Consider the following 20314-nt stretch of genomic DNA (forward strand, 5'->3'; position numbering starts at 1 on the left):
CATCAAGTTTGTGCGCTATTATTTGGCTGGGTAGTGCGCTACAGCTCGTCGTAGCGCACCAGCTGTATCTCATTCTCCACCAAGTATTCGGGCCACGCGCCGTCGCGCCAAAACTCGTATTCCGCCACGCGGTTCAGGTACGAGGTTGCGCGGTTGGCAAGGCCCGGGTGGGTCATAAACTCCACCACGGGGCCCCGGCGGAAGGCCCGCGCCAAGCCCTGGACAAACAACGGCAGCGTAGCATCCTGGGCGGCCGAAAAGTCGGCTACCAGCGCATTCGGCGATTGAAACCCGCGCAGGCCGTAGCGCGAGGCTACGCCGAAGGCGTTCAGCAGCTGGCCGCGCAGGGCATAGCCGGGCTGGCTGCTCCAGCGGCGCAGACGGCGGATGCCGTGCCGCCGCAAAATGCCCGTGAGCACGGGCCCCAGCGCCGGGTACAGGTGTTGATGCTGGTGGCTGTCGGCGTGCGAAACCGGGACGTCGAACCGCGCCAGGCGGGCCAGCTGGGCCACTACTTCGGTTTCCAGCTCGCCCACCCGCACCCGGCCGCTGAGGAAGCGCGCCAGCAGCTGCTGGCCTTTGAAAAACTGCCCGTCGGGCCCCAGCAGCGTGCGCACAACGGAGGCGCGGCTCAGCGGGGCCCCATCTATCAGGTTGAGGTGCAGGCCGGTGGAGATGTGCGCTTGCAGGCCCCCCAGGGCACGCAGATCGGCGTCGGTGGCCAGGTTGGCCATCACGGTGGTGCTGCTGATGCAGCGCTGCGCAGCCAGCTCCTGGATGGCAGCGGTGGCGGGCGCGTCCCAGCCGTAGTCGTCGCAGTTGATGATGAGCCGGCGCATGAGGGCTGGTAAGAAGCGGTTTGGAAGTTATACTGCTCACCAAGTGGAATGCGAAAACGAAGTAGGGTGCGGGGCTTGCCCCCGCCCGTCGTTGAACGGTTCCGTCGGCTTTCGTTCAACGACGGGTGGGGGCAAGCCCCGCACCCTACTTCGTGACGAGTATAAATGAAAGTGTACTTCAGGACGTCATGCTAAACGGCTTCATTCACTCAAACGGCCTCGTAAGCAAAGGAGAATCAGGGGCGCTTGGCGATTTTGTTGAACGTGATGCTGCGCTGGGCCTGCGACTTGAAGCGGGCATCGTCGACGGCGCTCTTGGCGCGGTGCTTGGTGGGGCGGCCCTGCACGCGGGCCCGCCAGCGGCGCCAGGAGGCGGCTTTCAGCTCGCGGCGCATGAGGTCGATGACGGCTTTTTCGGAGAGGCCGAACTGCGCCAGGATGGCTTCGAACGGCGTGCGGTCTTCCCAGGCCATTTCGATTACGCGGTTGGTATCTTCGGCGGTGAGGATGGGGGTTTCCATTTCAGGGGAGGGGCCGCGGGAGTAGCGCGGCGCTCCTTTAAGCGGGGCCGCGGCGGATAGGTTGCGCTGGGGCGGCCCGGGGCCCTATTTAATTGCCTGGGCCGCGGCGGGCACGGGCACTGGGGCGGGCACTGGGGCGGGCACTGGGGCGGCGGCGGGGGCCCCGGCGGCCTGGTGCACCAAGTGGCGCAGCACGTAGGGCCGGCGGTTGCGGCGGGCGAAGTAGGTGGAGGTTCCGATTTCAGCCAGCACCCCGAAGCTCAGCAGAAAGATGCCGCCCATGATGAGGAACAAGCTGAAAATGAACTCCATCGGAAAACGCGCCGAGATGTTCAGTCCAAAAAATACGGCCGCTACCAAAAAGCCCGACGTGAGGCCCCCGCCGATGAGCAAACTCAGGATACCGAGCACGCCGAACAGCCGGAACGGCTTGCGGGCGTAGACCACGGTGAAGCGCAAAATCAGCAAATCGACGATGACTTTGAAGACTTTGTTGAGGCCGTAGTTGCTTGTGCCGAACTCGCGGGCCCGGATTTCAATGGGGAACTCGATGTAGCGCACGCCCTTGCGCGCCACCAGGGCCCCCAGGAAGCGGTGGGCGTCGCCGAGCATCTCCACGTTAGTGAGCAGGTAGCGGCGGTAGGCCTTATAAGTGGCCCCGAAGTACTCCAGCTTCACCCCCGACAGGCGGCTGATGATGTTGTGGGCCCCGTTGGAAATCAGCGTTTTGAAGAAGCCCTCGGGGCGCTTGCTCTTGGCGCCACCCACCATGTCGTAGCCCGCGCGGATGAGGCGCACGAACTCGGGTAGGTAGGCCGGGTCGTGCTGCAAGTCGCCGTCCATGGCCACCACAATGCTGCCCTGGGCCTGCTCGAAGCCGGCGCGCAGGCCCAGCGTCTGGCCGTAGTTGCCGGCCATGTCGAGGCCAATGATGCAGGGGTTAGCGGCGGCCAGGGCGCTGATGTGGCCCCAGGTCTGGTCGGCGCTGCCGTCGTTCACCAATATCAGTTCGTAGCGGAAGCCGTGGGCTTCCATCACCTCCACAATCTGGCTGGCCAGCAGGCCCACGCTCTGCGCCTCGTTGTAGAGGGGCACGACGATGGAAATCAGCTCGTCGGCGTCGAAGGGCGGCGGGGTGGCGGGGGCCATCGGGAGGGTAGTGGGCATGGGCGGCGGCGGCAAAAAACGGGGGGGCAAAGGTACGGTTGGGGTGGGCGGGCGCAGAGTAGCCGGCTCGGGCTGCCGGCTTTTCGCCGGCTGCCCGGTAATCGTAGGGGCCCCGGGCACGGTGCTTTTCGCCGGGGCACTGGACTTCCCAAGCAGCGGCGCGTTTCCCGGCCCCGAGCCCTAGCTAAGTGCTCCGGCGATTACCGGGCAGCCGGCGAAAAGCCGGCAGCCCGGGCGCAAACCTTACCTTCGGGCTCGGTTCCCTTTACCCTACCCCGCCCCGATGGCCGCTGCTGTTTCTTCTGCTTCCCTTGTTCGTACCGCGCCGCTGTGGCAGCGGGCGCTGCCGCACCTGCTGGCGGTGCTGTTCTTTATTGTGCTGGCCTGCGCCTACTTCGCGCCCATTGTGTTCGATGGTAAGTCGTTGGCCCAGCACGATATTACCCAGTTCCAGGGCGGGGCCCAGGAGGTGCGCAACTGGGCCGCCACCCACGGTGGCCACGAGCCGCTGTGGACGAATTCCATGTTTTCGGGAATGCCGACCTACCTGATTTCGGTGCACTTCCCCGGCGACTGGTCGGTGTATTTGCAGAAGGCCCTGACCTTGGGGCTGCCCTCGGCGGTGTCGAACCTGTTCCTGGCGCTGCTCTGCGGCTACGTGCTGGGCGTGGTGCTGGGGCTGCCGCCGCTGGTGGCGGTGGCGGGCGCGGTAGCGCTGGGCTTTTCGAGCTACAACCTGGCCATTTTGCTGGCCGGCCACAACACCAAGTCGTTTGCCCTGGCCTACGCGCCGCTGGTGCTGGGTGGGCTGCTCGTCACGTTCCGGCGCGACAAGTGGCTGGGAGCCGCGCTCTTCGCCGTGGGCCTCACGTTGAATTTACGGGCTAACCACCCGCAGATTACCTACTACGTCGGTTTGCTGGTGGTTATTTACGGCATTGTGGAGCTGGTGGCGGCGGCCCGCGCCGGGCGGCTGCCGGCCTTTGGGCAACGGGTGGCACTGCTGGCCGTGGGGGCCCTACTGGCGGTGGGCGTCAGCTTCGGCCGCCTCTACACCACGTATTCGTACAGCAAATTCAGCAACCGGGCCCCGTCGGAATTGAAGGGCCTGCCCGCCGCGCCCGGCCAGGCCCCGGCCGCCAGCGCCGCCCAACAGGATGAGGACTACGCCTTTGCCTACAGCTACGGCGTGGGCGAAACCATGACGCTGCTCGTACCCAACTTCTACGGCGGCAGCAGCAGCATGGCCCTGGGCCCCGACTCGAACACCGCCCGCGAGCTGAGCACGCTCGGCGCCGACCCGCAGGCCGCCTCCCAAATGCCGACCTACTGGGGCGACCAGGCCTACGTGGCGGGCCCCGTGTACGTGGGCGTGGTGGTGTGCTTCCTGTTCGTGCTGGGCCTGTTTGTGGTGGACAAGCGCACCCGCTACTGGCTGCTGGCCGGTACCTTGGTATCGTTCGTGCTGGCCTGGGGCAAAAACTTTGAGTCGGTCAACAGTTTGATTTTCCACTACTTACCCGGCTACCGCAGCTTCCGCGCTGTGAGCATGGGCCTGGTGATGGCGCAACTGGCCATGCCGCTGCTGGCGGCGCTGGCCCTGGCGCGCATCCTGCGGCCGCGCGCCGCCGTGTTGCCCGTGGGGCCCCTAGGGGCCCCAGCCGAACCGATGCACCCAGCCCTGGCCAAGGCGGCCCGCGCCGCGGCGGGGGCCCCGGCGACGTTGCCCGGCTCGCCCGAAACCCAGGCGCGCCTGCGCCAGCTGCTCTACGCCGGGGCGGTCACGGCCGGGGTACTGGCCCTGGCCTGGCTGGCCAGTTTCAGCTTCGATTTTGCTGCGCCCGTGGACGCCAGCCTCATGCAGGGGCCCCAGAACCCGGGCGGCTTCCCGGCCGCGCTCATCGGGGCCCTGCGCGCCGACCGTGCCGAACTGCTGCGCAACGACGTGTGGCGCGGGCTGCTGTTTGTGGGCCTGGCGCTGGGCACGCTGTACTTCTATTTGAAAGGCAAGCTGGGCGCGGGCTCGGCCGCCGCGCTGGTGGCGGTGCTGGTGCTGGTGGATTTGTGGAGCGTGGACAAGCGCTACCTCGGCGAGAAGAACTTCCAGCCCACCAGCATCGCCCAGAGCTTCGAGCCCAGCGCGGCCGACCAGGCTGTACTGCAAGACAAGGACCTGAGCTACCGGGTATTGAACATCCAAAACCCGTTCAATGAGGCCCAGACGTCGTACTTCCACAAGAGCATCGGCGGCTACCACGGGGCCAAGCTGCGCCGCTACCAGGATTTGGTGGAGCGCGAGATTTCGCCCGAGATGCAGGCGCTGTTCAGCCAAAACGGGGGCGACTTCCGGCGCACGCCGGTGCTCAACATGCTGAATACCCGCTACTACCTGACGGGCAATGAGAAGCAGCCCGTCATCCGCAACCCCGGGGCTCTAGGCAACGCCTGGTTCGTGCGCGCAGTGAAAACCGTGGCTACGCCCGACGCCGAAATGGCCGCCCTCGCCACCCTCAACCCCGGCCAAACGGCGGTGGTTGACAACGTGAAATTCCCGGCCGTGCAGGCCGCCACCTACGCCGACACCACGGCCACCATCACCCTCACCACCTACGCCCCCGACGCCCTCAGCTACGGCTACAACGCCGCCCAGCCGGGCACCGTGGTGTTCTCGGAAGTGTACTACGCCGACGGCTGGAACGCCTACCTCGACGGCCAGCCAGCCCCATATTTCCGCGCCGATTTTGTGCTGCGCGCCATGCACGTACCCGCCGGGGCCCACAAAATCGACTTCAAATTCGAGCCCAAGGAGTACGCCACCGGTAACACTATGTCGCTGGTGGCCAGCATCGGCCTGGTGCTGGTGCTGCTGGGCACCGGCGCCTACATAGCCAAGCGCAAGCCCGAACCCGACGAAGCTTAGCGGCCCCCCCACCCCGGGCTGCCGGCTTTTCGCCGGCTGCCCGGTGAGCGCTGCGCCGGTTTGGACGGGCAGTTTAGGGCCCCCAGGAGTCTGATCCACGATTACCGGGCCAGGGCCGCAACGATTACCGGGCAGCCGGCGAAAATCCGGCAGCCCGGGCCGTTCCGGGGCCCCAACCCATGCCACCACCGATGAGCCCTTTCCTCCAGGAACTGCCTGAGCCCGTGGCCGCTGCCCGCGGCGTGCGCCTGCTGCTCTGGCGCGACGACCTGGTGAGCCCCGAGTTGCCCGGCAATAAGGCGCGCAAGCTCAAGTACAACTTGCTGGAAGCGCGGCGCTTGGGCCACGGCAAGTTGCTCACGTTTGGCGGGGCGTACTCCAACCACCTGGCGGCGGTGGCGGCGGCCGGGCGGCTGCACGGCTTCGCCACCGTGGGCCTGGTGCGGGGCGAGGCCGCCGGGGCCCCCAATCCCACCCTGGCCCGCTGCGCCGCCGACGGTATGGCCCTGCACTACCTCGACCGCCCCACCTACCGCCGCCGCGCCGAGCCTGCTTTTCTAGCCGAAGTGCAAGCCCAGTTTGGCCCCGCCTACCTGCTGCCCGAGGGCGGCACCAACGCACTGGCATTGAAAGGCATGGCCGAGCTACTCGCCGAAATCCGCCAGCACATGGCCTTCGACGCGCTGGCCGTGGCCGTGGGCACCGGCGGCACCCTGGCCGGCCTGCTCACCGGCCTGCGGGGCCCCGAAACGGCCGTGGGCGTGGCCGCCCTGAAAAACGGCGGCTTCCTAAAGGCCGAAATCGACGCGCTGACCCAGGCGGCCACCGGGCAGGTTTTCACCAACTACGACCTGGCCACGGCCTACCATTTCGGCGGCTACGCCAGATACTCGGCGGATTTGCTGGCCTTCATCCGGCAGTTTGAAGCCCGGCACGGCGTGCTGCTCGACCCCATCTACACCGGCAAGCTGCTATTCGGGGTGCTGGATTTGATTGGAAACGGCCATTTCCCGCCGGGCAGCACGGTGGTGGCGGTGCACACCGGCGGCTTGCAGGCCTGGGCTGGGTGGCACGCGCGCTTTGGTGAATCGGTGGATCAGTGAGTTGGTGATTAAGGGAATGCGAGAATGCTGGGGAAAGCTCATTCAACGACTTACCAGCTCACTGATTCACCGATTCAACTTATCCATATTTCCCCAACTTTTCCACACGCCCAGCGCGGCTAGCACGAACACGAACGGCAGCACCGGCGCCAGGAAGCGCACGTCGTAGTCGTCCACGGTGAGCGCGACTACGGCGGCTTGCAGCAGCGGCACTCCTATCAGGAATATCCGCGCCGGGGCCCAGATTTCCCGCCACCGGGCCCCGCGCACTGCCAGGCCGTACAGCGGCCAGAGCAGCAGCACGTTGGCCATGCGGTGCAGCAGGGAGTAATGCGGTTTCAGCCCGCTCGCAAACACGAACAGCTTGCCCAGCACGAGTCGGCCAAAAAAGCCGGGGTTGTGCGCCGCGAAGTACGCCACCCGCAGCGCCGGGCCCGTGCCGGGCGGCGGCAGGTGCAGCGGCGCGGCGGGGTGCACGGCCCACTGCGGCACCAGGTACATCAGCTCGCCGCGCTGGTAAGTATCGAGCAGCCCGAAGGTGGCCATCTGGTAGTTAAGCACTTGCCACAGCAGCGGCGCGACTAGCGCCAGGGCCCCCAGCACCGCCCAAAAGGCGCGCCGGCCCGGGCGCCGCCGCAGCGCTGCCAGGCCGGCCAGCGCCGCCGCCAGCGCCACCACGAAGCCGTTGGGCCGCGCCAGCGCCGTGAGTACCAGCAGCCCTAGCAGCACCGCCCAGGGGCCCCAGCCGCCGCCGCGCACCCGCACCAGCGCCGCCAGCGAGAGCACCGACAGGCTGATGAACAGCGACTCGGTGAGCAGGTAGGCGTTGAACTGCTGCACGTCGGGCCACACCATAAATAGGCCGGTGGCCAGCGCCGCCGGGCCCCAGGCCCCGCCCGCCAGCCGCCGCACGGCCCCGTACAGGGCCCCGGCGGCCAGGCCCGACAGCACCAGCTGCCCCGCCACGATGCCCCACGGCCCGGCGCCCAGCCACAGCCACGCGCTTTCGAACAGCGGGTACAGCACGTAGCGCCGGTAGTGGCCGGGCCCGAAGTAGCCGCGCCCGGCGATGGCGGTGGCGTAGTCGAAGTAGTTGTAGCTGTCGTTGGCGAAATGTGGGCCGCGGAATTTCCACAGGAAACCGGCCTGCGCCACGGCCCACAGGGCCCCCAGCAGGGCCCGGTGGCGGGGCCCCAGGCGCTGGGCCAGCCGCTGAACAACCGAAAGAAATTGCATGCCCTGCAAAACTAGGCCCCAACGGCGCGCCCCCGCCGCCGTATTCAAGTACCTATGAACCTCGTCCGTCTGATTCGCCGCCTCGTACCCCTCCTCTTTTTAGTAGCCCTGGGCTGGTTTCTGTGGAAGAAAATCGGGCCCGCGATCGACGGCCTCAACCCGCTGGTGCAGGAGCCGCGCGTGACCGTGACGCATAATACCGTCCTTACCCAAGTGGAGGCACTGGGCAAGCTGGAACTGGTGCGCTACCGCTTCAAGGACGTGGTGGAGTACAAGCGCGCCAACCGCATCACCATCCTGCCCGACGCCAAGGTGGCCCTGATTGTGGCCGGCGAAGCCACCGGCTGCCTCGACCTGCGCAAAATCCGGCCCCAGGACGTGGTACTGGAGGGCGACTCGGTGGTGCACGTGTTTCTGCCCGCGCCCGAGCTGTGCAACTTCCAGGTGCGGCACGACCAGAGCCGGGTGTTCAGCACCGAAAATGGCTTTTTCCAGGATGCCGACCTCGTGGACCAAGGCTATAAGTACGCCGAGGCCCAGGTGCGCACCGCGGCGCTGCAATCGGGCATCCTGGCCGAAACCCAGCGCAACGCCCAGCAAATTCTGGTGCCCCTGCTGCACACCCTCACCGGGCGGCGCGTGGTGCTGGGGCAGCGCCTGGAGCTGCCCACACTGGGCCGCAAGGGCTAGGCGGCGGTACGGGTTGAGTTGGTTTAAAGATGCTTCGACAAGCGGACGCCAGACAAGCATGACGGCCTCTTTTACTCGTTCAACTGCTACTCGTCGTCGGCGGCTTCGGCGGCGGCGTACTCATCGAGGGCCATTTTTATCAGGTCCTGCTCGTAGCCCTTGCCGGTGAGGTAGACGCTGATTTTCTGGCGGCGCACGCGCGGGTTCTTCTCCTTTTCCTGGCGGTCTTTTTTGGCCAGCACGTTCAGCAGGTTTTGGTAGTATTCCTCGCCGTCGATTTCCTTCATGCCCGATTTAATGCAGTACTCGCTGATGCCTTTCTGCTTGAGCTCCTGCACGATGCGGCGGCGGCCCCACTGCTTGTGGCGGTAGTGGCCGCGCACGAAAGCCTGGGCAAACCGCTCCTCGTCCAGTAGTTTTTCGCGGCTCAGGCGGATGATGATTTCGCCGGCCTCGTCCTCGTCAAGGCCATAGGAGCGCAGCTTTTGTTCCACTTCTTTCTGGGTGCGCTCCTGGTAGGCGCAGAAGGCGGCGATTTTTTGCAGGGCCTCGCCGGGCGTGTAGGTTTTGGGCGTTTTGTCGGTTTTGAACATCGGAAAAGGGAGAAAGGCGGCTGCCCGGAACACCCGGCGGCGCGGGATAATTGGCAAAGTGGTAAAATATTTTCCGGGGCTGCCCGTCAAGCTCCGGCGCGGGGGCCCGGCCAACCGAAGCAGCGCGGCAAAAAAAGTTAATGGAAACTTTAAACCCGTTTAAAGTTTCCATCGTATCTTTGCCGCATCGCTTATGGAAATCAAAGACCGCATCTTACAACACGCCGGGGCCCTGTTCCTGCGCAACGGCATCAAAAGCGTGAGCATGGACGACATCGCCGCGGAGTTGGCCATGTCGAAAAAAACGCTTTATAAAACCTTCGACAACAAGGACGAAATTGTGCTCGGCGTCATCACCCAGCACCTGGGCAAGTCGCAGAGCGATTGCACGCGCATGGCCAGCTACGCGGCCGACGCGGTGAGGGAAATGCTCGACATCTCGCACTGGGCCGAGCAGCAGTTCAGCGGCATCCACCCGAGCATTTTCTACGACCTGCGCAAGTACCACGCGGCCGCCTGGGCCCTGTTTTCAGCCCACAAGAACACGTTCATCCTCGACCAGATAATCCGCAACCTGCGCCGGGGCATTACCGAAGGCCTGTTTCGGGCCGACCTTGACGTGGAGGTGCTGGCCCGCCTCAACCTGGCCCAGATAGAGCTGGCCTTCGACCCCGGCCTCTACCCTCCCACCCAGTTTGCACCCGTCCGGGTGAATAAGGTATTCGACGAGCATTTTTTGCTGGGCGTGGCTACACTTAAAGGCCACCGGCTATTTAATAAGTACCAACACATTACGGAGGATGAATAAGCTGCCCGCCGCCGTCTCAATATCCCTATTTTTTTCACTGATGAACAAGACGTTGCAACGCCCCCGGCGCTGGCTGGGGGCCGCCTTGCTGGGCCTGGCCCCGCTGGCGCTGCCGGCCCAAACGCCCCAGGGGGCCCCGCCCGTGCTGGGCACCGGCGGCACCATGGCGCTGAGCCTGCCGCAGGCCATTCGCTACGCCGTGCAAACCAAGTCGAGCCTGCTGGCCACGCGCCTGGCCGAGCAAACGGCCGTAGCCCGGGTGGGCGAAATTAAGGCCCAGGGCTTGCCCCAGGTGAACGTGGCGGCCAACCTGGCCGACAACTTCAAGCTGCAAAAGAGCCTCGTAGACTTCAGTGCTTTTGGCGGCCCCCCGCTGAACGGCACCACCCTCACGCAGCGCGACATTGCGGCCGCCCAATCGGGCCAGGCCGTGACGCTGAGCCCGGCCTACGGCGTGGCCCCGGCCACTGGGCCCACGCCGCTGGCCTTCGGCTTGCAGTACGCCGGCAACACGGCGGCTTCGTTTTCGCAGCAGCTTTTCGACGGCTCGTACCTCATCGGGCTGAAGGCGGCCAAGGTGTACCAGGAGCTCTCGAAAAAGCAAACCCAGCAGGCCGAAATCGACGTGGTGGAGCAGGTGAGCAAGGCCTACTACAGTACGCTGGTGGCCCGCTCGCGCCTCGCGCTGCTGGCCCGCAACGTACAGCGCCTCGACACGGTACTCTACCAGACCAACCAGACGTTTAAGGCCGGCTTTGCCGAAAAGCTCGACGTAGACCGCCTGCGCGTGCAGCGCAACAACCTGGTGGTGGAGCAGCAGAAAGCCCAGCGTCTTACCGAGTTGAGCATTGCCTTGCTTAAGTTTCAGATGGGCCTGCCCCAGGCCCAGCCCGTGGTGCTGACCGACTCGCTGAACGCGGCCATAGTGGACGCCGGGGCCCTGCGCCAGCGCCTGGGCGCGGCCAACTTCGGCACCGGCAGCGGGCCCGGCGGCCTGGGGGCCCTGCCCGCCCCGCCGGCCGGCGCCGCCCCGGGGGCCCCAGCGCCGGCCCCGGGCCTCAACAATGGCCAGCCGGTGCAGACCGACGCCGCCTTCAACTACAACAACCGCATCGAGTTCTCGACGCTGCAAACCCAGCAGGCCCTGGCCGGCCTCGACCTGCGCAACCGCACCGCCGGGGCCTACCCGCGCCTGAGCCTGACGGCGGCCTACGGCTTCACCGGCTCGGCCAAATCGGTGACGGACTTATTTGCCTTCCGGGGCCCTAGCTCGCGGGCCACCAACGGCTTTCCTAACCAGAACTGGTTCGGCTTCGGCAACGTGGGGCTGGCGCTGACCGTGCCGGTATTCGACGGCTTCCGCCGCCACTACCAAGTGCAGCAGGCGCGCATCGCGCAGCAAACCATTGAGCGCGGCTTCGAAACTTTGCGCCAAAGCATTGACTTACAAGATGCGCAGAGCCGCACCACGCTCATCAATGCCCTCGACGTGCTCGACAACCAGCAAGACAACTTAACCCTGGCCGCCGACGTGGCCCGCGTAACGCGCATCAAATTCAACGCCGGCGTGGGCTCGAACATCGAAGTCTTCACGGCCGAAACCTCGCTGCGCGAGGCCCAGACCAACTACTACGCCGCCATCTACGACGTGCTGGTGGCCAAGGTGGACCGCGATAAGGCCACCGGCGAGCTGTACCAGCAAGCCAAGTAAGCACCTTAGCTAGTGGCTATTGGCCGTTGGCTTTTTCCCCGAAAAGACTTTCCTTTTAAGATGAAACGTACTCTTATTAAAGCCAGCAGCTATCAGCTATTAGCCATCAGCTTGCTATTGGCTTCCTGCGGCGGCAGCAAAGACCCCAACGCCGAGCTAACCAAGCTAAAGGCCGAGCAGGCCGCCACCCAAGCCAAAATCGCCGACCTCGAAGCCAAGACCGGCGCCGGGGCCAAGGCCGCGGCCAACGCCGCTACGCCGGTGTCGGTGTTGAAAGTGGCCCCCGAGAACTTTGCCGGCTACCTTGAAGTACAGGGCCGTGTCGACTTCGACCAGAACGCCACCGTGGGGGCCCGGGCCGCTGGCACGCTCACCAGCGTGCGCGTGCGGCGCGGCGACCACGTGCGCAAGGGACAGGTGCTGGCCACCGTGGACGCCAGCATTTTGGACGCCAACATTGCCGAGCTGCGCACCCGCCTGGACCTAGCCAAAGTCATCTATCAGAAGCAGGCTGGCCTGTGGAAGCAGCAGATTGGTACCGAAGTCCAGTACCTGCAAGCCAAGAACAATTACCAGGCTTTGCAGCGCAACCTGGCCTCGCTGAACCAGCAGAAGGCCCTCTACAACGTGGTGGCGCCCTACGCCGGCGTGGTGGACAACGTGCTGCCCAAGCTGGGCGAAACCGTGGCCCCCGGGGCCCCCGTGGTACAGCTGAATAGCGGCAAGGGCGGCAAGGTGCTGGCCGACGTGAGCGAGGCCTACGCCGGCAGCATCAAGGCCGGCGACAAGGCCCTGGTGACCATGCCCGACCTGGGCAGCGAGGAAATTACGAGTACCGTGCGCACCGTGAGCCGCAGTATTTCGGCCACCAGCCGCACCTTTACCGTGGAGCTGCGCCTGCCCGCTGACAAGACCAACCGCCTGCGCCCCAATATGGTGGCCACGGTGCGCATCCAAAACTACGGCCAGGCCAACGCCACTGTGCTGCCCGTGGACCTGGTGCAGCACGACGAGGACAACGCCTACGTGCTGGTGGTGAGCCGCACCGGCGGCAAGCCCGTGGCTCAGAAGCGCATCATCAAAACCGGCCAGACCTACAACGGCAAGCAGGAGGTGACCAGCGGCCTGAAGGCCGGTGACGAGGTCATCTCGGCCGGCTACCAGAATCTGAACGAAGGCCAGCCGCTGAAAATCAGCTAAATCCGCTCCAGCAACTACCTGTTATGCAAGATATTGAAAAGGAGTTTGGCCCGACGAGTTGGTCCATTAATAACAAGACCAGCATCTACGTCATCACGCTGCTGCTGACCATTGCCGGCCTGTTTGCCTACGTGAAGCTGGGCAAGGAGAAGTTCCCGGACATCGTGATTCCGCGCATCATTGTGGCCACGGTGTACCCCGGTACTTCACCCACGGACATTGAAAACCTGGTGACGCGCCAGCTCGAAAAGGAGATTAAGAGCGTGAACGGGGTGAAGAAAATCAGCTCTACCTCGAACCAGGACTACTGCATTGTGGACGTGGAGTTTAACTCGAACGTGAACGTACAGGCCGCCAAGCAGCTCATCAAAGATGCCGTGGACAAGGCCAGCACCGAGCTGCCCAACGACCTGCCCTCGGCGCCGCTGGTGAAGGAGGTGAACATCTCGGAGCAGCCGATTATGTACGTCAACCTGAGCGGCAACCTGCCCGCTGCGCAACTCAAAAAGCTCGCCGACGACTTCCAGGACAAGATTGAGGCGCTGCCCGAAATCACCCGCGTCGACATTGTGGGGGCCCTGGAGCAGCAGGTGAACGTGGACGTGGACCTATATAAATTGCAGGCCTCGCAGCTGAGCTTTGCCGACATTGAGGGCGCCATTGCCCGCGAGAACATTACCATATCGGGCGGTAGCATCGACGTGGGGGCCCAGAAGCGGGCCGTGCGCGTGGCCGGCCAGTACGTGAACGCCGCCGACATTGCCAACATCCAAATCAAGAACCTGCGCGGGGCCCCGGTGCGCCTCGGCGACATTGCCACGGTAGCCGACGGCTTCAAGGACCGCGAGAGCTACGCCCGCCTCGATGGGCAGCCCGCCGTGACGCTGAACGTGGTGAAGCGCCAGGGCGAAAACCTGCTCGACGCCTCCGACAAGATTCACCAGATTGTGAAAGACGAGCAAGCCAGCCTGGGCAAGAACGTGAAAATCACCATCACCGGCGACTCCTCGAACGACACGCGCAACACGCTTAACGACCTGATTAACACCATTATCATCGGCTTTTTACTGGTGACGCTGATTCTGATGTTCTTCATGGGCACCACCAACGCCCTGTTCGTGGGCTTGTCGGTGCCGCTGTCGATGTTTCTGGCGTTCATCATGCTGCCAGTCCTGGGTTTTTCGCTGAATATGATTGTGCTCTTCGCCTTCCTGCTGGCGCTGGGCATTGTGGTGGACGACGCCATTGTGGTCATCGAAAACACCCACCGCCTGCTGCACGAGCACCCCAACCTGAGCACGGCCCAGGCGGCGAAGTACGCGGCTGGCGAAGTATTTGTGCCGGTATTGGCCGGCACGCTCACCACGGTGGCGCCGTTCGTGCCGCTCATGTTCTGGCCTGGCATTGTGGGCTCGTTCATGTTCTATTTGCCCGTCACGCTCATCCTCACGCTGGGGGCCTCGCTCATCGTAGCCTTTATCATGAACCCGGTGTTCGCCGTGAGCTTCATGCAGCGCGAGGAGCACCTCGACCGCGCAGAGAAACCCAAGCTGACGCGCGGCTTCCTCATCGGCATGGGCGTGCTGCTGCTGGCGGCGCTGGGTGGCTACGTGTCTGGCTCCAGGTTCTTCGGCAACCTGATGCTGGCCGTCATCGCGCTGTGCCTCCTCAATAAGTACGTGTTTGTGTACATGATTGCCGGCTTCCAGCGCAGCGTGCTGCCCCGCTTCCAGAACGGCTACGCCCGCCTCGTGGAGCTGGCCGTGGGCGGCACGGTGTGGCGCCAAGGGGCCATTCTGGCCGGCCTGCTGGTGCTGGGCGTTATCAGCGTGGTGGCCGTGGGGGCCCGCAAGCCCAAGGTAGACTTCTTCCCCAAGGGCGACCCCAAGTTCATCTATACCTACCTGCAAATGCCGGTGGGCACCCGCGTGGAGGTAACCGACTCGGTGACCCGCGAGTTGGAGAAGCGCGTGTACAAGGTCATCGGCCGCCACAATCCCGACGTAGAATCGGTGATTACCAACGTGGCCATCGGCGCCGGCGACCCCTCCGAAGCCACGGCCGCCGGCACCTCGCAGTCGAACCTGGGCAAGGTGGGCGTGGCCTTTAAAGAGCTGAGCGAGCGCAAGGGCCAGGCCACCCACATCTACATGGACGACATCCGCGAAGCCGTGAAGGGCATTCCCGGGGCCGACATATCGGTAGACCAGGAGGCCAGCGGGCCGCCCCAGGGCAAGGCTGTGGCCATTGAGGTGAGCGGCGACGACTATCCCAAGCTGGCCGCGCTCAGCAAAAAAGTGGAACGCTATGTGGACTCGCTAAAAATCGGCGGCATTGAAGATTTGCGCTCTGACCTGCAGGACCGCAACCCCGAAATCGGGGTGTCCATCAACCGGACCCGCGCTAATCGCGAGGGCATCAGCACGGCCCAGATTGGCTCGGAGGTGCGCACGGCCATCTACGGCTACGAGGCCAGCAAATTCAAAACCCCCGACGACGAATACCCCATCCAAGTGCGCTACGCCAAGCCCTACCGCGACGACGTGAACGCCATCGTGAACGCTCCGCTCACCTTCCGCGACGCCACCGGCGCGGTGCGCCAGGTACCCATCTCGGCCGTGGCCGACGTCACCTACGGCACCACCTACGGCGGCATCAAGCGCAAAGACACACACCGCCTCATCACCATCAGCTCCAACGTGCTCAACGGCTTCACGGGCCCCGACGTGGTGGCCAACGTGCAGCGGGCTCTCAAGAGCTTCCCCACGCCACCGGGCTATACCGTGCGCATGGGCGGCGCCCAGGAGGACCAGAAGGAAACCAGCGACTTCCTCGGCATTGCCGCTGTGGGAGCCATCGCCCTCATCTTCCTGGTGCTCGTCACGCAGTTCAACTCGGTTAGCAAGCCGCTCATCATCCTCTCCGAAATCATTTTTTCCATCATCGGCGTGATGCTGGGCCTGGCCATTTCGGGCATGAATATCAGCATCGTGATGACGGGCGTGGGCGTCATCGCCCTGGCCGGCATCGTGGTGAAGAACGGTATTTTGCTGGTCGAATTCACCGACATACTGCGGGCCCAGGGCATGGGCCTGCACGACGCCCTGGTGCTGGCCGGCCGCACCCGCCTCAACCCCGTAGTGCTCACGGCCACGGCTGCCACGCTGGGACTTATCCCGCTGGCCATCGGCCTGAACATCGACTTCTACGAGCTCTTCAACTCGGGCCACCCCCACTTTTATTTGGGCGGCGAGTCGGTAGTGTTCTGGGGGCCCCTGGCCTGGACGATCATCTTCGGCCTCACGTTTGCCACCCTCATCACCCTGCTGGTGGTGCCAGTGATGTATTTGCTCAATGAAAAGTTCCTGGCCCTCTTCTCGGGGCGCGACAAGAACAGCCCGCCGCCCGCCCCCGAAGTCGACCAAGAAGAGGTAGATGCCGCCACGCCGGCAGTACTGGCCTAAAAATTGCACCAAGCTTTTTTAACTTCTCTCGGCTAAAAAACGCATTCCGTCGATTCTCTGCGCCGACGGAATGTGTTTCCGGTTGCTTTGCCACTGGGCCGTCTGCCCCGGCACCGCTTTTTCCCTTTTTTCCTGCCTGCTCTGCTCCAACATGTACTTGTCCACCGCCGCCGCCCATCCCGCTGCTTCCATTGAGCAGCAAGTCTTCCGCATCATCAGTAAGCGCAAGGCCATCCGGGCGTCGCGCGTGCGCAAAACTGCCAGCCTGGCCCGCGACCTGCGCTTCGATACGGTGGACGTGGTGGACATCATCCTCGAGCTGGAACGCAGCTTCCACATCGTCATCCCCGACGAAGTGCCCCTTTACACAGTGGGCGACTTTGTGCGCTTCGTGCGTGAGCACGCCGCCGCTTAGATCGCCCCCCAAAGCCCGGCGCGGCCCCTAAGTAAAAAGGCCCCGAAACGCATGTTTCGGGGCCTTTTTGGTATTAGCCGGGGGTTAGTTTGGGGGCCCTAGCGTACGTTGCCGCCGGTAGCCACGGTGCCGTGGCTGGCGTCGCGGCTGCTGTCGGTGGTGGTAGCGGCCACGTCGGGGCGCGGGGCGTGGGGCCCCTCGGGCGTCGGCGTGGTGCCGGCGTACTTGATTGATTCAGGTGCGGGCACCAGGCCTTCGTGGGGGGCCGGGGCGGCGGCGGCGCGGGCCGTCACGTCGTGCGGGCGGGTCAGTTCCCACTCGTGGAACTTGTCAATCTCAGTTTTAATAGTGAGCGAGAACCAGGCTACCAAGGCCACATCATCAACCAGGCCCAGCACCGGAATAAAGTCGGGGATGAGGTCAATCGGGCTGATGAAGTAAATGAGCACAGCCACCGCGGCCAGCAGCGTGCTGGACGGCACGCCCGTGTAGTCGCCGGCCACGGAGGCGCGGATGAGCCGGAACAACGTCTGGAGCGTCGTCCAGGCCTCGTGGGCGAGACTGCCCAGCTCGTTCTTTTGCTGGGCCTTGGTGTAGGCGGCGGTCAGCAGCTTGCGCAGTAGCGTGGGCTGCTGGATATACTTTTCGGCCTTGCCCAGGAATTTTTTGAAGAAGGCTGAGCCGGCCACGTCGGCACCGGAGGGAGGGGTACGGGGGTCCATAAGAGTCAGGAGAAATAAGCCGGGGCCCCAGCAGGGGGCCCCATGGGGGCATTATACCGCTTGCGCGGGGGCGGGGTTTGGCTGCCCGGCCACCGGGGCCCAAAAAAGCCCCGCACGGGGTGCGAGGCTGCTATTATTTCGGGGGCGGGGGCCCTTATTACTGGGCCATGGCCGGGGCATCGGCGGCGCTGGCTACGGCTTCGGCCAGTACGGCGGCGTCGGCGCGGGCGGCGGCGGGCACGCGGCCGGCGGCGTAGAAGTTGCGGTGGTAGTAAGCTTCATTGAGCGAGCTGACGCGCACGCCGCCGCTGCAGGCCGAGTGGGCAAACTTGCCGTCTTTCAGGTAGATGCCCACGTGGTAGATGGCTCCTTTGCCGTGGCGGAAGAACACCAGGTCGCCAGTTTGCATATCAGATTTGGCCACGTGCTGCACGGCCCCGAACATGGAGCGCGAACTGCGTTGCAGCACAATGCCGTACACCTCGTTGAACACCCGCGTCACAAAGCCCGAGCAATCGGTGCCGCGGCGCGAGCTGGCCCCGAAGCGGTAAGGCGTTCCGATCCAGTCCGTCACGGTTTGGAGCAGGCCCTTATTTTCGGTGTGGGCCAGCGTCAGGCCCAGCGTTTGGGCGTAGTAGCCGTAGGCGAGCGAGTCGCGGGCGGCGGCCAGGTCGGGCGTGGTGGCGGGTACGGGCAGCGCAGCTGGGTTAGTCATCAGGCCCGAAAGCAGCGATGCTTCGGCCACGGCCGGCGCATCGAGGGCGCGGGGCGTGAGCGAAGCATCGGGGGTGCGCTCAAAGCAAAACGAAAGGACCAGGGAAGCGGCGGCGAGGAAATAAAGCAGGCTGTTTTTCATTATCCGTCGAGGAGGGTGGGGTAAGCCCGGGTTCCGAAAGGGGGCGGAACGACCGGCAGAAAGCGTTTCTTGGGCGATAGGCAAGGCCGCAAGCGGCCAGAAGTCAGGGAGTGAAGCGAACCGGCGCGGTGATTAATTATGAAATAATACCACCACCCCGCCGGGTAAAACTAAGGCAAACTTTTGGTACTACCAGCCTGCAAAGACGAATAATCCCTCATTTTATTGACAGGATTATAATTTAACAAAAAATAATCATACATATACCTGCAACCGGCCATAATTATGCACCGTATATGGCGCTCCCCGATTTTTTAATTATTCCTCGATGACCGACGCTTCACTCCGCACTTGGGTGCACTCGCCGCTGGCCCGCATTGCCCGGCTCGTGCTGGGCGGCAACGCCCGCGTGGCCATGGTTATCGGGGGCACGGTGCACCTGAGCGGCGCCACCCGCGCCGAGTTCCTAGCCGACGCCGAGTGGGTGGCCCACGAGCGGGTGCACCTGCGCCAGTACCGCGAGCAAGGCCTGCTGCCCTTCCTCTACCGCTACTTAGTAGAGTCGGCGCGGGTGGGCTACTATAACAATAAGTACGAGGTGGAAGCGCGGGAGGAAGCCCGGCGCGTGGTGCTGGCCCAGCGCACCGGCGGGGGCCCCGCGCCGGCCTAGCGCGCACAAAAAAGCGCCCCGGCCAAACCGGCCGGGGCGCTTTCTTACTACTTGATGACAGGCGCAGGTTGATGACAGGCGCGGGCCTACAGCTGCGCCAGTCGGCCGCCGTCGACCACCAGCGTGGTACCGTTGATGAAATTGGCTTCGGGCGAGGCCAGGAAGCAGATGGCGGCGGCCAGCTCGTCGGGCGTACCCACCTGGCCGGTTACTACTTCGGTGCCGTTCATAATGTTAGGGTTGCTGTGAAGCATGGGCGTGTCGACGGCCCCCGGGGCCACGGCGTTAATGCGGGCGTGGCCGTACGGAATTTCGAGACTGAGGCCGCGCACAAACGCCTCGATGGCGCCCTTGCTGGCGGCGTAGGGCACCACATTAGGAGTGGTTTGGAAGGCGTGCACCGAACTCACGGCCACGATGGACCCACCCTTCATGTGGGGCAGGCACAGCTGGCAGAGCCGGAACAGGGCACGCAGGTTCACGTTCAATACGTTGTCCCAGTCAGCGGGGTCCATTTTCAGGATGGGCTTGAAGGTCATCACGGCCGCGTCGTTGATCAGCACGTCGATGCGGTTCCACTTGGCCAGGGTTGTCTCCACGGCGGCCACCAGGTCAGCGTCGATGCCCACGTCGGCCCGGATGAACATGGCCTGCCCGCCGGCTTTTTCAATCTCGTCCGTCAACGACTTCCCCTCCTGCACGTTGCGGCCCAGGGCGGCCACGCAGCCGCCTTCGCGGGCCAGCTGCAGGGCTGTGGCGCGCCCAATGCCCGAAGTGGCCCCAGTGACGAAGCAAACCTTATTATCAAAACGACCCATTACGAAAATAAAAACTTGAAAAATAGCGTAAAGCGGCAAAAAGCCGGCAGCAGAACCGCTGAGCCGGCGTACTGTTCAGCCCATGGCCCGAAAACCTACGCGCAGGGGCAACTTCCTACCACTGATTTGCGAATAACTACGCCTTACCTGAACTGTACCTTTTCATTTTTTTGCCATTCCCATGCGCTCAACCCCGCACCAAGACCCCGCCGCCGACGCGCCCATCAACGCCCCCGCCGCTGCTAAAACCGTTGCTTCCGAAACCACCGCCGCCACCGACGCCGCTAGCCAAAAGCTGGACGACGCCGTGGCCCAAGGCAAGGAGTGGCTGCAAAACTTTGACGTTCAGCAACTGCTGGAGCAGATTCCGCAGCCCGTGCGCGACCTGGGCACCCAGGTAATTGAGCGGGTGCGCCGCCTCAGTCCCACCCAACAAATCGTGGGCGGCGCCGTGCTGGCCTTCGGCGTGGGCCTGCTGGCCACGAGCGGCAGGCGCAACGCCCGCACCGCCGACGCCAAAGCCGGCAAAAAATACCGCGCCAAGTACGACTAACCCCGTGGGGCCCCGAGCCCTAAGCAAA

17 protein-coding genes and 1 pseudogene are annotated in these 20314 nt (G+C 64.3%); 10 read left to right on the plus strand and 8 right to left on the minus strand.

Annotation, left to right across the window (positions count from 1 at the left end; all coding sequences use genetic code 11):
* Positions 1–38: 38 nt before the first annotated feature.
* From DDQ68_RS13840 to DDQ68_RS13850, 3 genes are all read right to left on the minus strand, one after another.
* Entirely contained in the window at positions 39–839 is an 801-nt protein-coding gene (locus DDQ68_RS13840) for a carbohydrate deacetylase (protein WP_109656828.1), read from the minus strand.
* A gap of 236 nt (positions 840–1075) precedes the next feature.
* Positions 1076–1360, minus strand: coding sequence for a TIGR03643 family protein (locus DDQ68_RS13845; protein ID WP_109656829.1), 285 nt, complete (start codon positions 1358–1360; stop codon positions 1076–1078).
* Positions 1361–1444: 84 nt separating this feature from the next.
* The gene (locus DDQ68_RS13850) at positions 1445–2527 is read right to left on the minus strand and encodes a glycosyltransferase family 2 protein (protein WP_109656830.1); all 1083 of its coding nucleotides are present in this window, start codon (positions 2525–2527) and stop codon (positions 1445–1447) included.
* Positions 2528–2810: 283 nt separating this feature from the next.
* On the opposite strand from DDQ68_RS13850, the gene DDQ68_RS13855 reads away from it, so the two are divergent.
* Both DDQ68_RS13855 and DDQ68_RS13860 read left to right on the plus strand, forming a co-directional pair.
* On the plus strand, positions 2811–5447 hold the full coding sequence (locus DDQ68_RS13855) for a hypothetical protein (RefSeq protein ID WP_109656831.1): 2637 nt from the start codon (positions 2811–2813) through the stop codon (positions 5445–5447).
* 191 nt (positions 5448–5638) lie between these two features.
* The gene (locus DDQ68_RS13860) at positions 5639–6550 is read left to right on the plus strand and encodes a 1-aminocyclopropane-1-carboxylate deaminase/D-cysteine desulfhydrase (protein ID WP_109656832.1); all 912 of its coding nucleotides are present in this window, start codon (positions 5639–5641) and stop codon (positions 6548–6550) included.
* 66 nt (positions 6551–6616) lie between these two features.
* Here DDQ68_RS13860 and DDQ68_RS13865 read toward each other — a convergent pair whose 3' ends face one another.
* Positions 6617–7786, minus strand: a complete 1170-nt coding sequence (locus tag DDQ68_RS13865) for a hypothetical protein (RefSeq protein ID WP_109656833.1) — start codon at positions 7784–7786, stop codon at positions 6617–6619.
* Positions 7787–7840: 54 nt separating this feature from the next.
* On the opposite strand from DDQ68_RS13865, the gene DDQ68_RS13870 reads away from it, so the two are divergent.
* Positions 7841–8476 (plus strand): DUF4230 domain-containing protein, encoded by a 636-nt coding sequence (locus DDQ68_RS13870; protein ID WP_109656834.1) that lies wholly within the window; start codon positions 7841–7843, stop codon positions 8474–8476.
* Between the two features lie 86 nt (positions 8477–8562).
* On the opposite strand, the gene DDQ68_RS13875 is transcribed toward DDQ68_RS13870, so the two are convergent.
* Positions 8563–9069 (minus strand): regulatory protein RecX, encoded by a 507-nt coding sequence (locus tag DDQ68_RS13875; protein ID WP_109656835.1) that lies wholly within the window; start codon positions 9067–9069, stop codon positions 8563–8565.
* A 193-nt stretch (positions 9070–9262) separates the two neighbouring features.
* On the opposite strand from DDQ68_RS13875, the gene DDQ68_RS13880 reads away from it, so the two are divergent.
* From DDQ68_RS13880 to DDQ68_RS13900, 5 genes are all read left to right on the plus strand, one after another.
* Positions 9263–9877, plus strand: coding sequence for a TetR/AcrR family transcriptional regulator (locus DDQ68_RS13880; protein ID WP_109656836.1), 615 nt, complete (start codon positions 9263–9265; stop codon positions 9875–9877).
* 40 nt (positions 9878–9917) lie between these two features.
* Positions 9918–11588 (plus strand): TolC family protein, encoded by a 1671-nt coding sequence (locus DDQ68_RS13885; protein ID WP_162550107.1) that lies wholly within the window; start codon positions 9918–9920, stop codon positions 11586–11588.
* Between the two features lie 60 nt (positions 11589–11648).
* On the plus strand, positions 11649–12788 hold the full coding sequence (locus tag DDQ68_RS13890) for an efflux RND transporter periplasmic adaptor subunit (protein WP_109656838.1): 1140 nt from the start codon (positions 11649–11651) through the stop codon (positions 12786–12788).
* A 23-nt stretch (positions 12789–12811) separates the two neighbouring features.
* Positions 12812–16252, plus strand: a complete 3441-nt coding sequence (locus DDQ68_RS13895; RefSeq protein WP_109656839.1) for an efflux RND transporter permease subunit — start codon at positions 12812–12814, stop codon at positions 16250–16252.
* 151 nt (positions 16253–16403) lie between these two features.
* Positions 16404–16667, plus strand: a complete 264-nt coding sequence (locus DDQ68_RS13900; RefSeq protein ID WP_109656840.1) for an acyl carrier protein — start codon at positions 16404–16406, stop codon at positions 16665–16667.
* Between the two features lie 364 nt (positions 16668–17031).
* On the opposite strand, the pseudogene DDQ68_RS24985 reads toward DDQ68_RS13900, so the two are convergent.
* Both DDQ68_RS24985 and DDQ68_RS13910 read right to left on the minus strand, forming a co-directional pair.
* Positions 17032–17134 (minus strand): annotated as a pseudogene (locus DDQ68_RS24985) (YkvA family protein); the annotation flags it as partial.
* A gap of 412 nt (positions 17135–17546) precedes the next feature.
* The gene (locus tag DDQ68_RS13910) at positions 17547–18245 is read right to left on the minus strand and encodes a C40 family peptidase (protein ID WP_245897046.1); all 699 of its coding nucleotides are present in this window, start codon (positions 18243–18245) and stop codon (positions 17547–17549) included.
* A gap of 328 nt (positions 18246–18573) precedes the next feature.
* Between DDQ68_RS13910 and DDQ68_RS13915 the strand changes: the two genes are divergently transcribed.
* Entirely contained in the window at positions 18574–18915 is a 342-nt protein-coding gene (locus DDQ68_RS13915) for a DUF4157 domain-containing protein (RefSeq protein WP_109656842.1), read from the plus strand.
* Positions 18916–19001: 86 nt separating this feature from the next.
* On the opposite strand, the gene DDQ68_RS13920 is transcribed toward DDQ68_RS13915, so the two are convergent.
* Positions 19002–19733: an SDR family NAD(P)-dependent oxidoreductase gene (locus DDQ68_RS13920; RefSeq protein ID WP_109656843.1), complete on the minus strand. Its 732-nt coding sequence runs from the start codon at positions 19731–19733 to the stop codon at positions 19002–19004.
* A 181-nt stretch (positions 19734–19914) separates the two neighbouring features.
* Here DDQ68_RS13920 and DDQ68_RS13925 point away from each other — a divergent pair, with 181 nt between their 5' ends.
* On the plus strand, positions 19915–20286 hold the full coding sequence (locus DDQ68_RS13925) for a hypothetical protein (protein WP_109656844.1): 372 nt from the start codon (positions 19915–19917) through the stop codon (positions 20284–20286).
* Positions 20287–20314: the final 28 nt, after the last annotated feature.

Origin of the sequence: Hymenobacter nivis (assembly GCF_003149515.1) — a bacterium.
Taxonomy (GTDB): Bacteria; Bacteroidota; Bacteroidia; order Cytophagales; family Hymenobacteraceae; genus Hymenobacter; species Hymenobacter nivis.

Coding starts and splice junctions, on each gene's coding strand:
- DDQ68_RS13840 (WP_109656828.1), bottom strand. CDS start 839: ATGCGCCGGCTCATCATCAACTGCGACGACTACGGCTGGGACGCGCCC.
- DDQ68_RS13845 (WP_109656829.1), bottom strand. CDS start 1,360: ATGGAAACCCCCATCCTCACCGCCGAAGATACCAACCGCGTAATCGAA.
- DDQ68_RS13850 (WP_109656830.1), bottom strand. CDS start 2,527: ATGCCCACTACCCTCCCGATGGCCCCCGCCACCCCGCCGCCCTTCGAC.
- DDQ68_RS13855 (WP_109656831.1), top strand. CDS start 2,811: ATGGCCGCTGCTGTTTCTTCTGCTTCCCTTGTTCGTACCGCGCCGCTG.
- DDQ68_RS13860 (WP_109656832.1), top strand. CDS start 5,639: ATGAGCCCTTTCCTCCAGGAACTGCCTGAGCCCGTGGCCGCTGCCCGC.
- DDQ68_RS13865 (WP_109656833.1), bottom strand. CDS start 7,786: ATGCAATTTCTTTCGGTTGTTCAGCGGCTGGCCCAGCGCCTGGGGCCC.
- DDQ68_RS13870 (WP_109656834.1), top strand. CDS start 7,841: ATGAACCTCGTCCGTCTGATTCGCCGCCTCGTACCCCTCCTCTTTTTA.
- DDQ68_RS13875 (WP_109656835.1), bottom strand. CDS start 9,069: ATGTTCAAAACCGACAAAACGCCCAAAACCTACACGCCCGGCGAGGCC.
- DDQ68_RS13880 (WP_109656836.1), top strand. CDS start 9,263: ATGGAAATCAAAGACCGCATCTTACAACACGCCGGGGCCCTGTTCCTG.
- DDQ68_RS13885 (WP_162550107.1), top strand. CDS start 9,918: ATGAACAAGACGTTGCAACGCCCCCGGCGCTGGCTGGGGGCCGCCTTG.
- DDQ68_RS13890 (WP_109656838.1), top strand. CDS start 11,649: ATGAAACGTACTCTTATTAAAGCCAGCAGCTATCAGCTATTAGCCATC.
- DDQ68_RS13895 (WP_109656839.1), top strand. CDS start 12,812: ATGCAAGATATTGAAAAGGAGTTTGGCCCGACGAGTTGGTCCATTAAT.
- DDQ68_RS13900 (WP_109656840.1), top strand. CDS start 16,404: ATGTACTTGTCCACCGCCGCCGCCCATCCCGCTGCTTCCATTGAGCAG.
- DDQ68_RS13910 (WP_245897046.1), bottom strand. CDS start 18,245: ATGAAAAACAGCCTGCTTTATTTCCTCGCCGCCGCTTCCCTGGTCCTT.
- DDQ68_RS13915 (WP_109656842.1), top strand. CDS start 18,574: ATGACCGACGCTTCACTCCGCACTTGGGTGCACTCGCCGCTGGCCCGC.
- DDQ68_RS13920 (WP_109656843.1), bottom strand. CDS start 19,733: ATGGGTCGTTTTGATAATAAGGTTTGCTTCGTCACTGGGGCCACTTCG.
- DDQ68_RS13925 (WP_109656844.1), top strand. CDS start 19,915: ATGCGCTCAACCCCGCACCAAGACCCCGCCGCCGACGCGCCCATCAAC.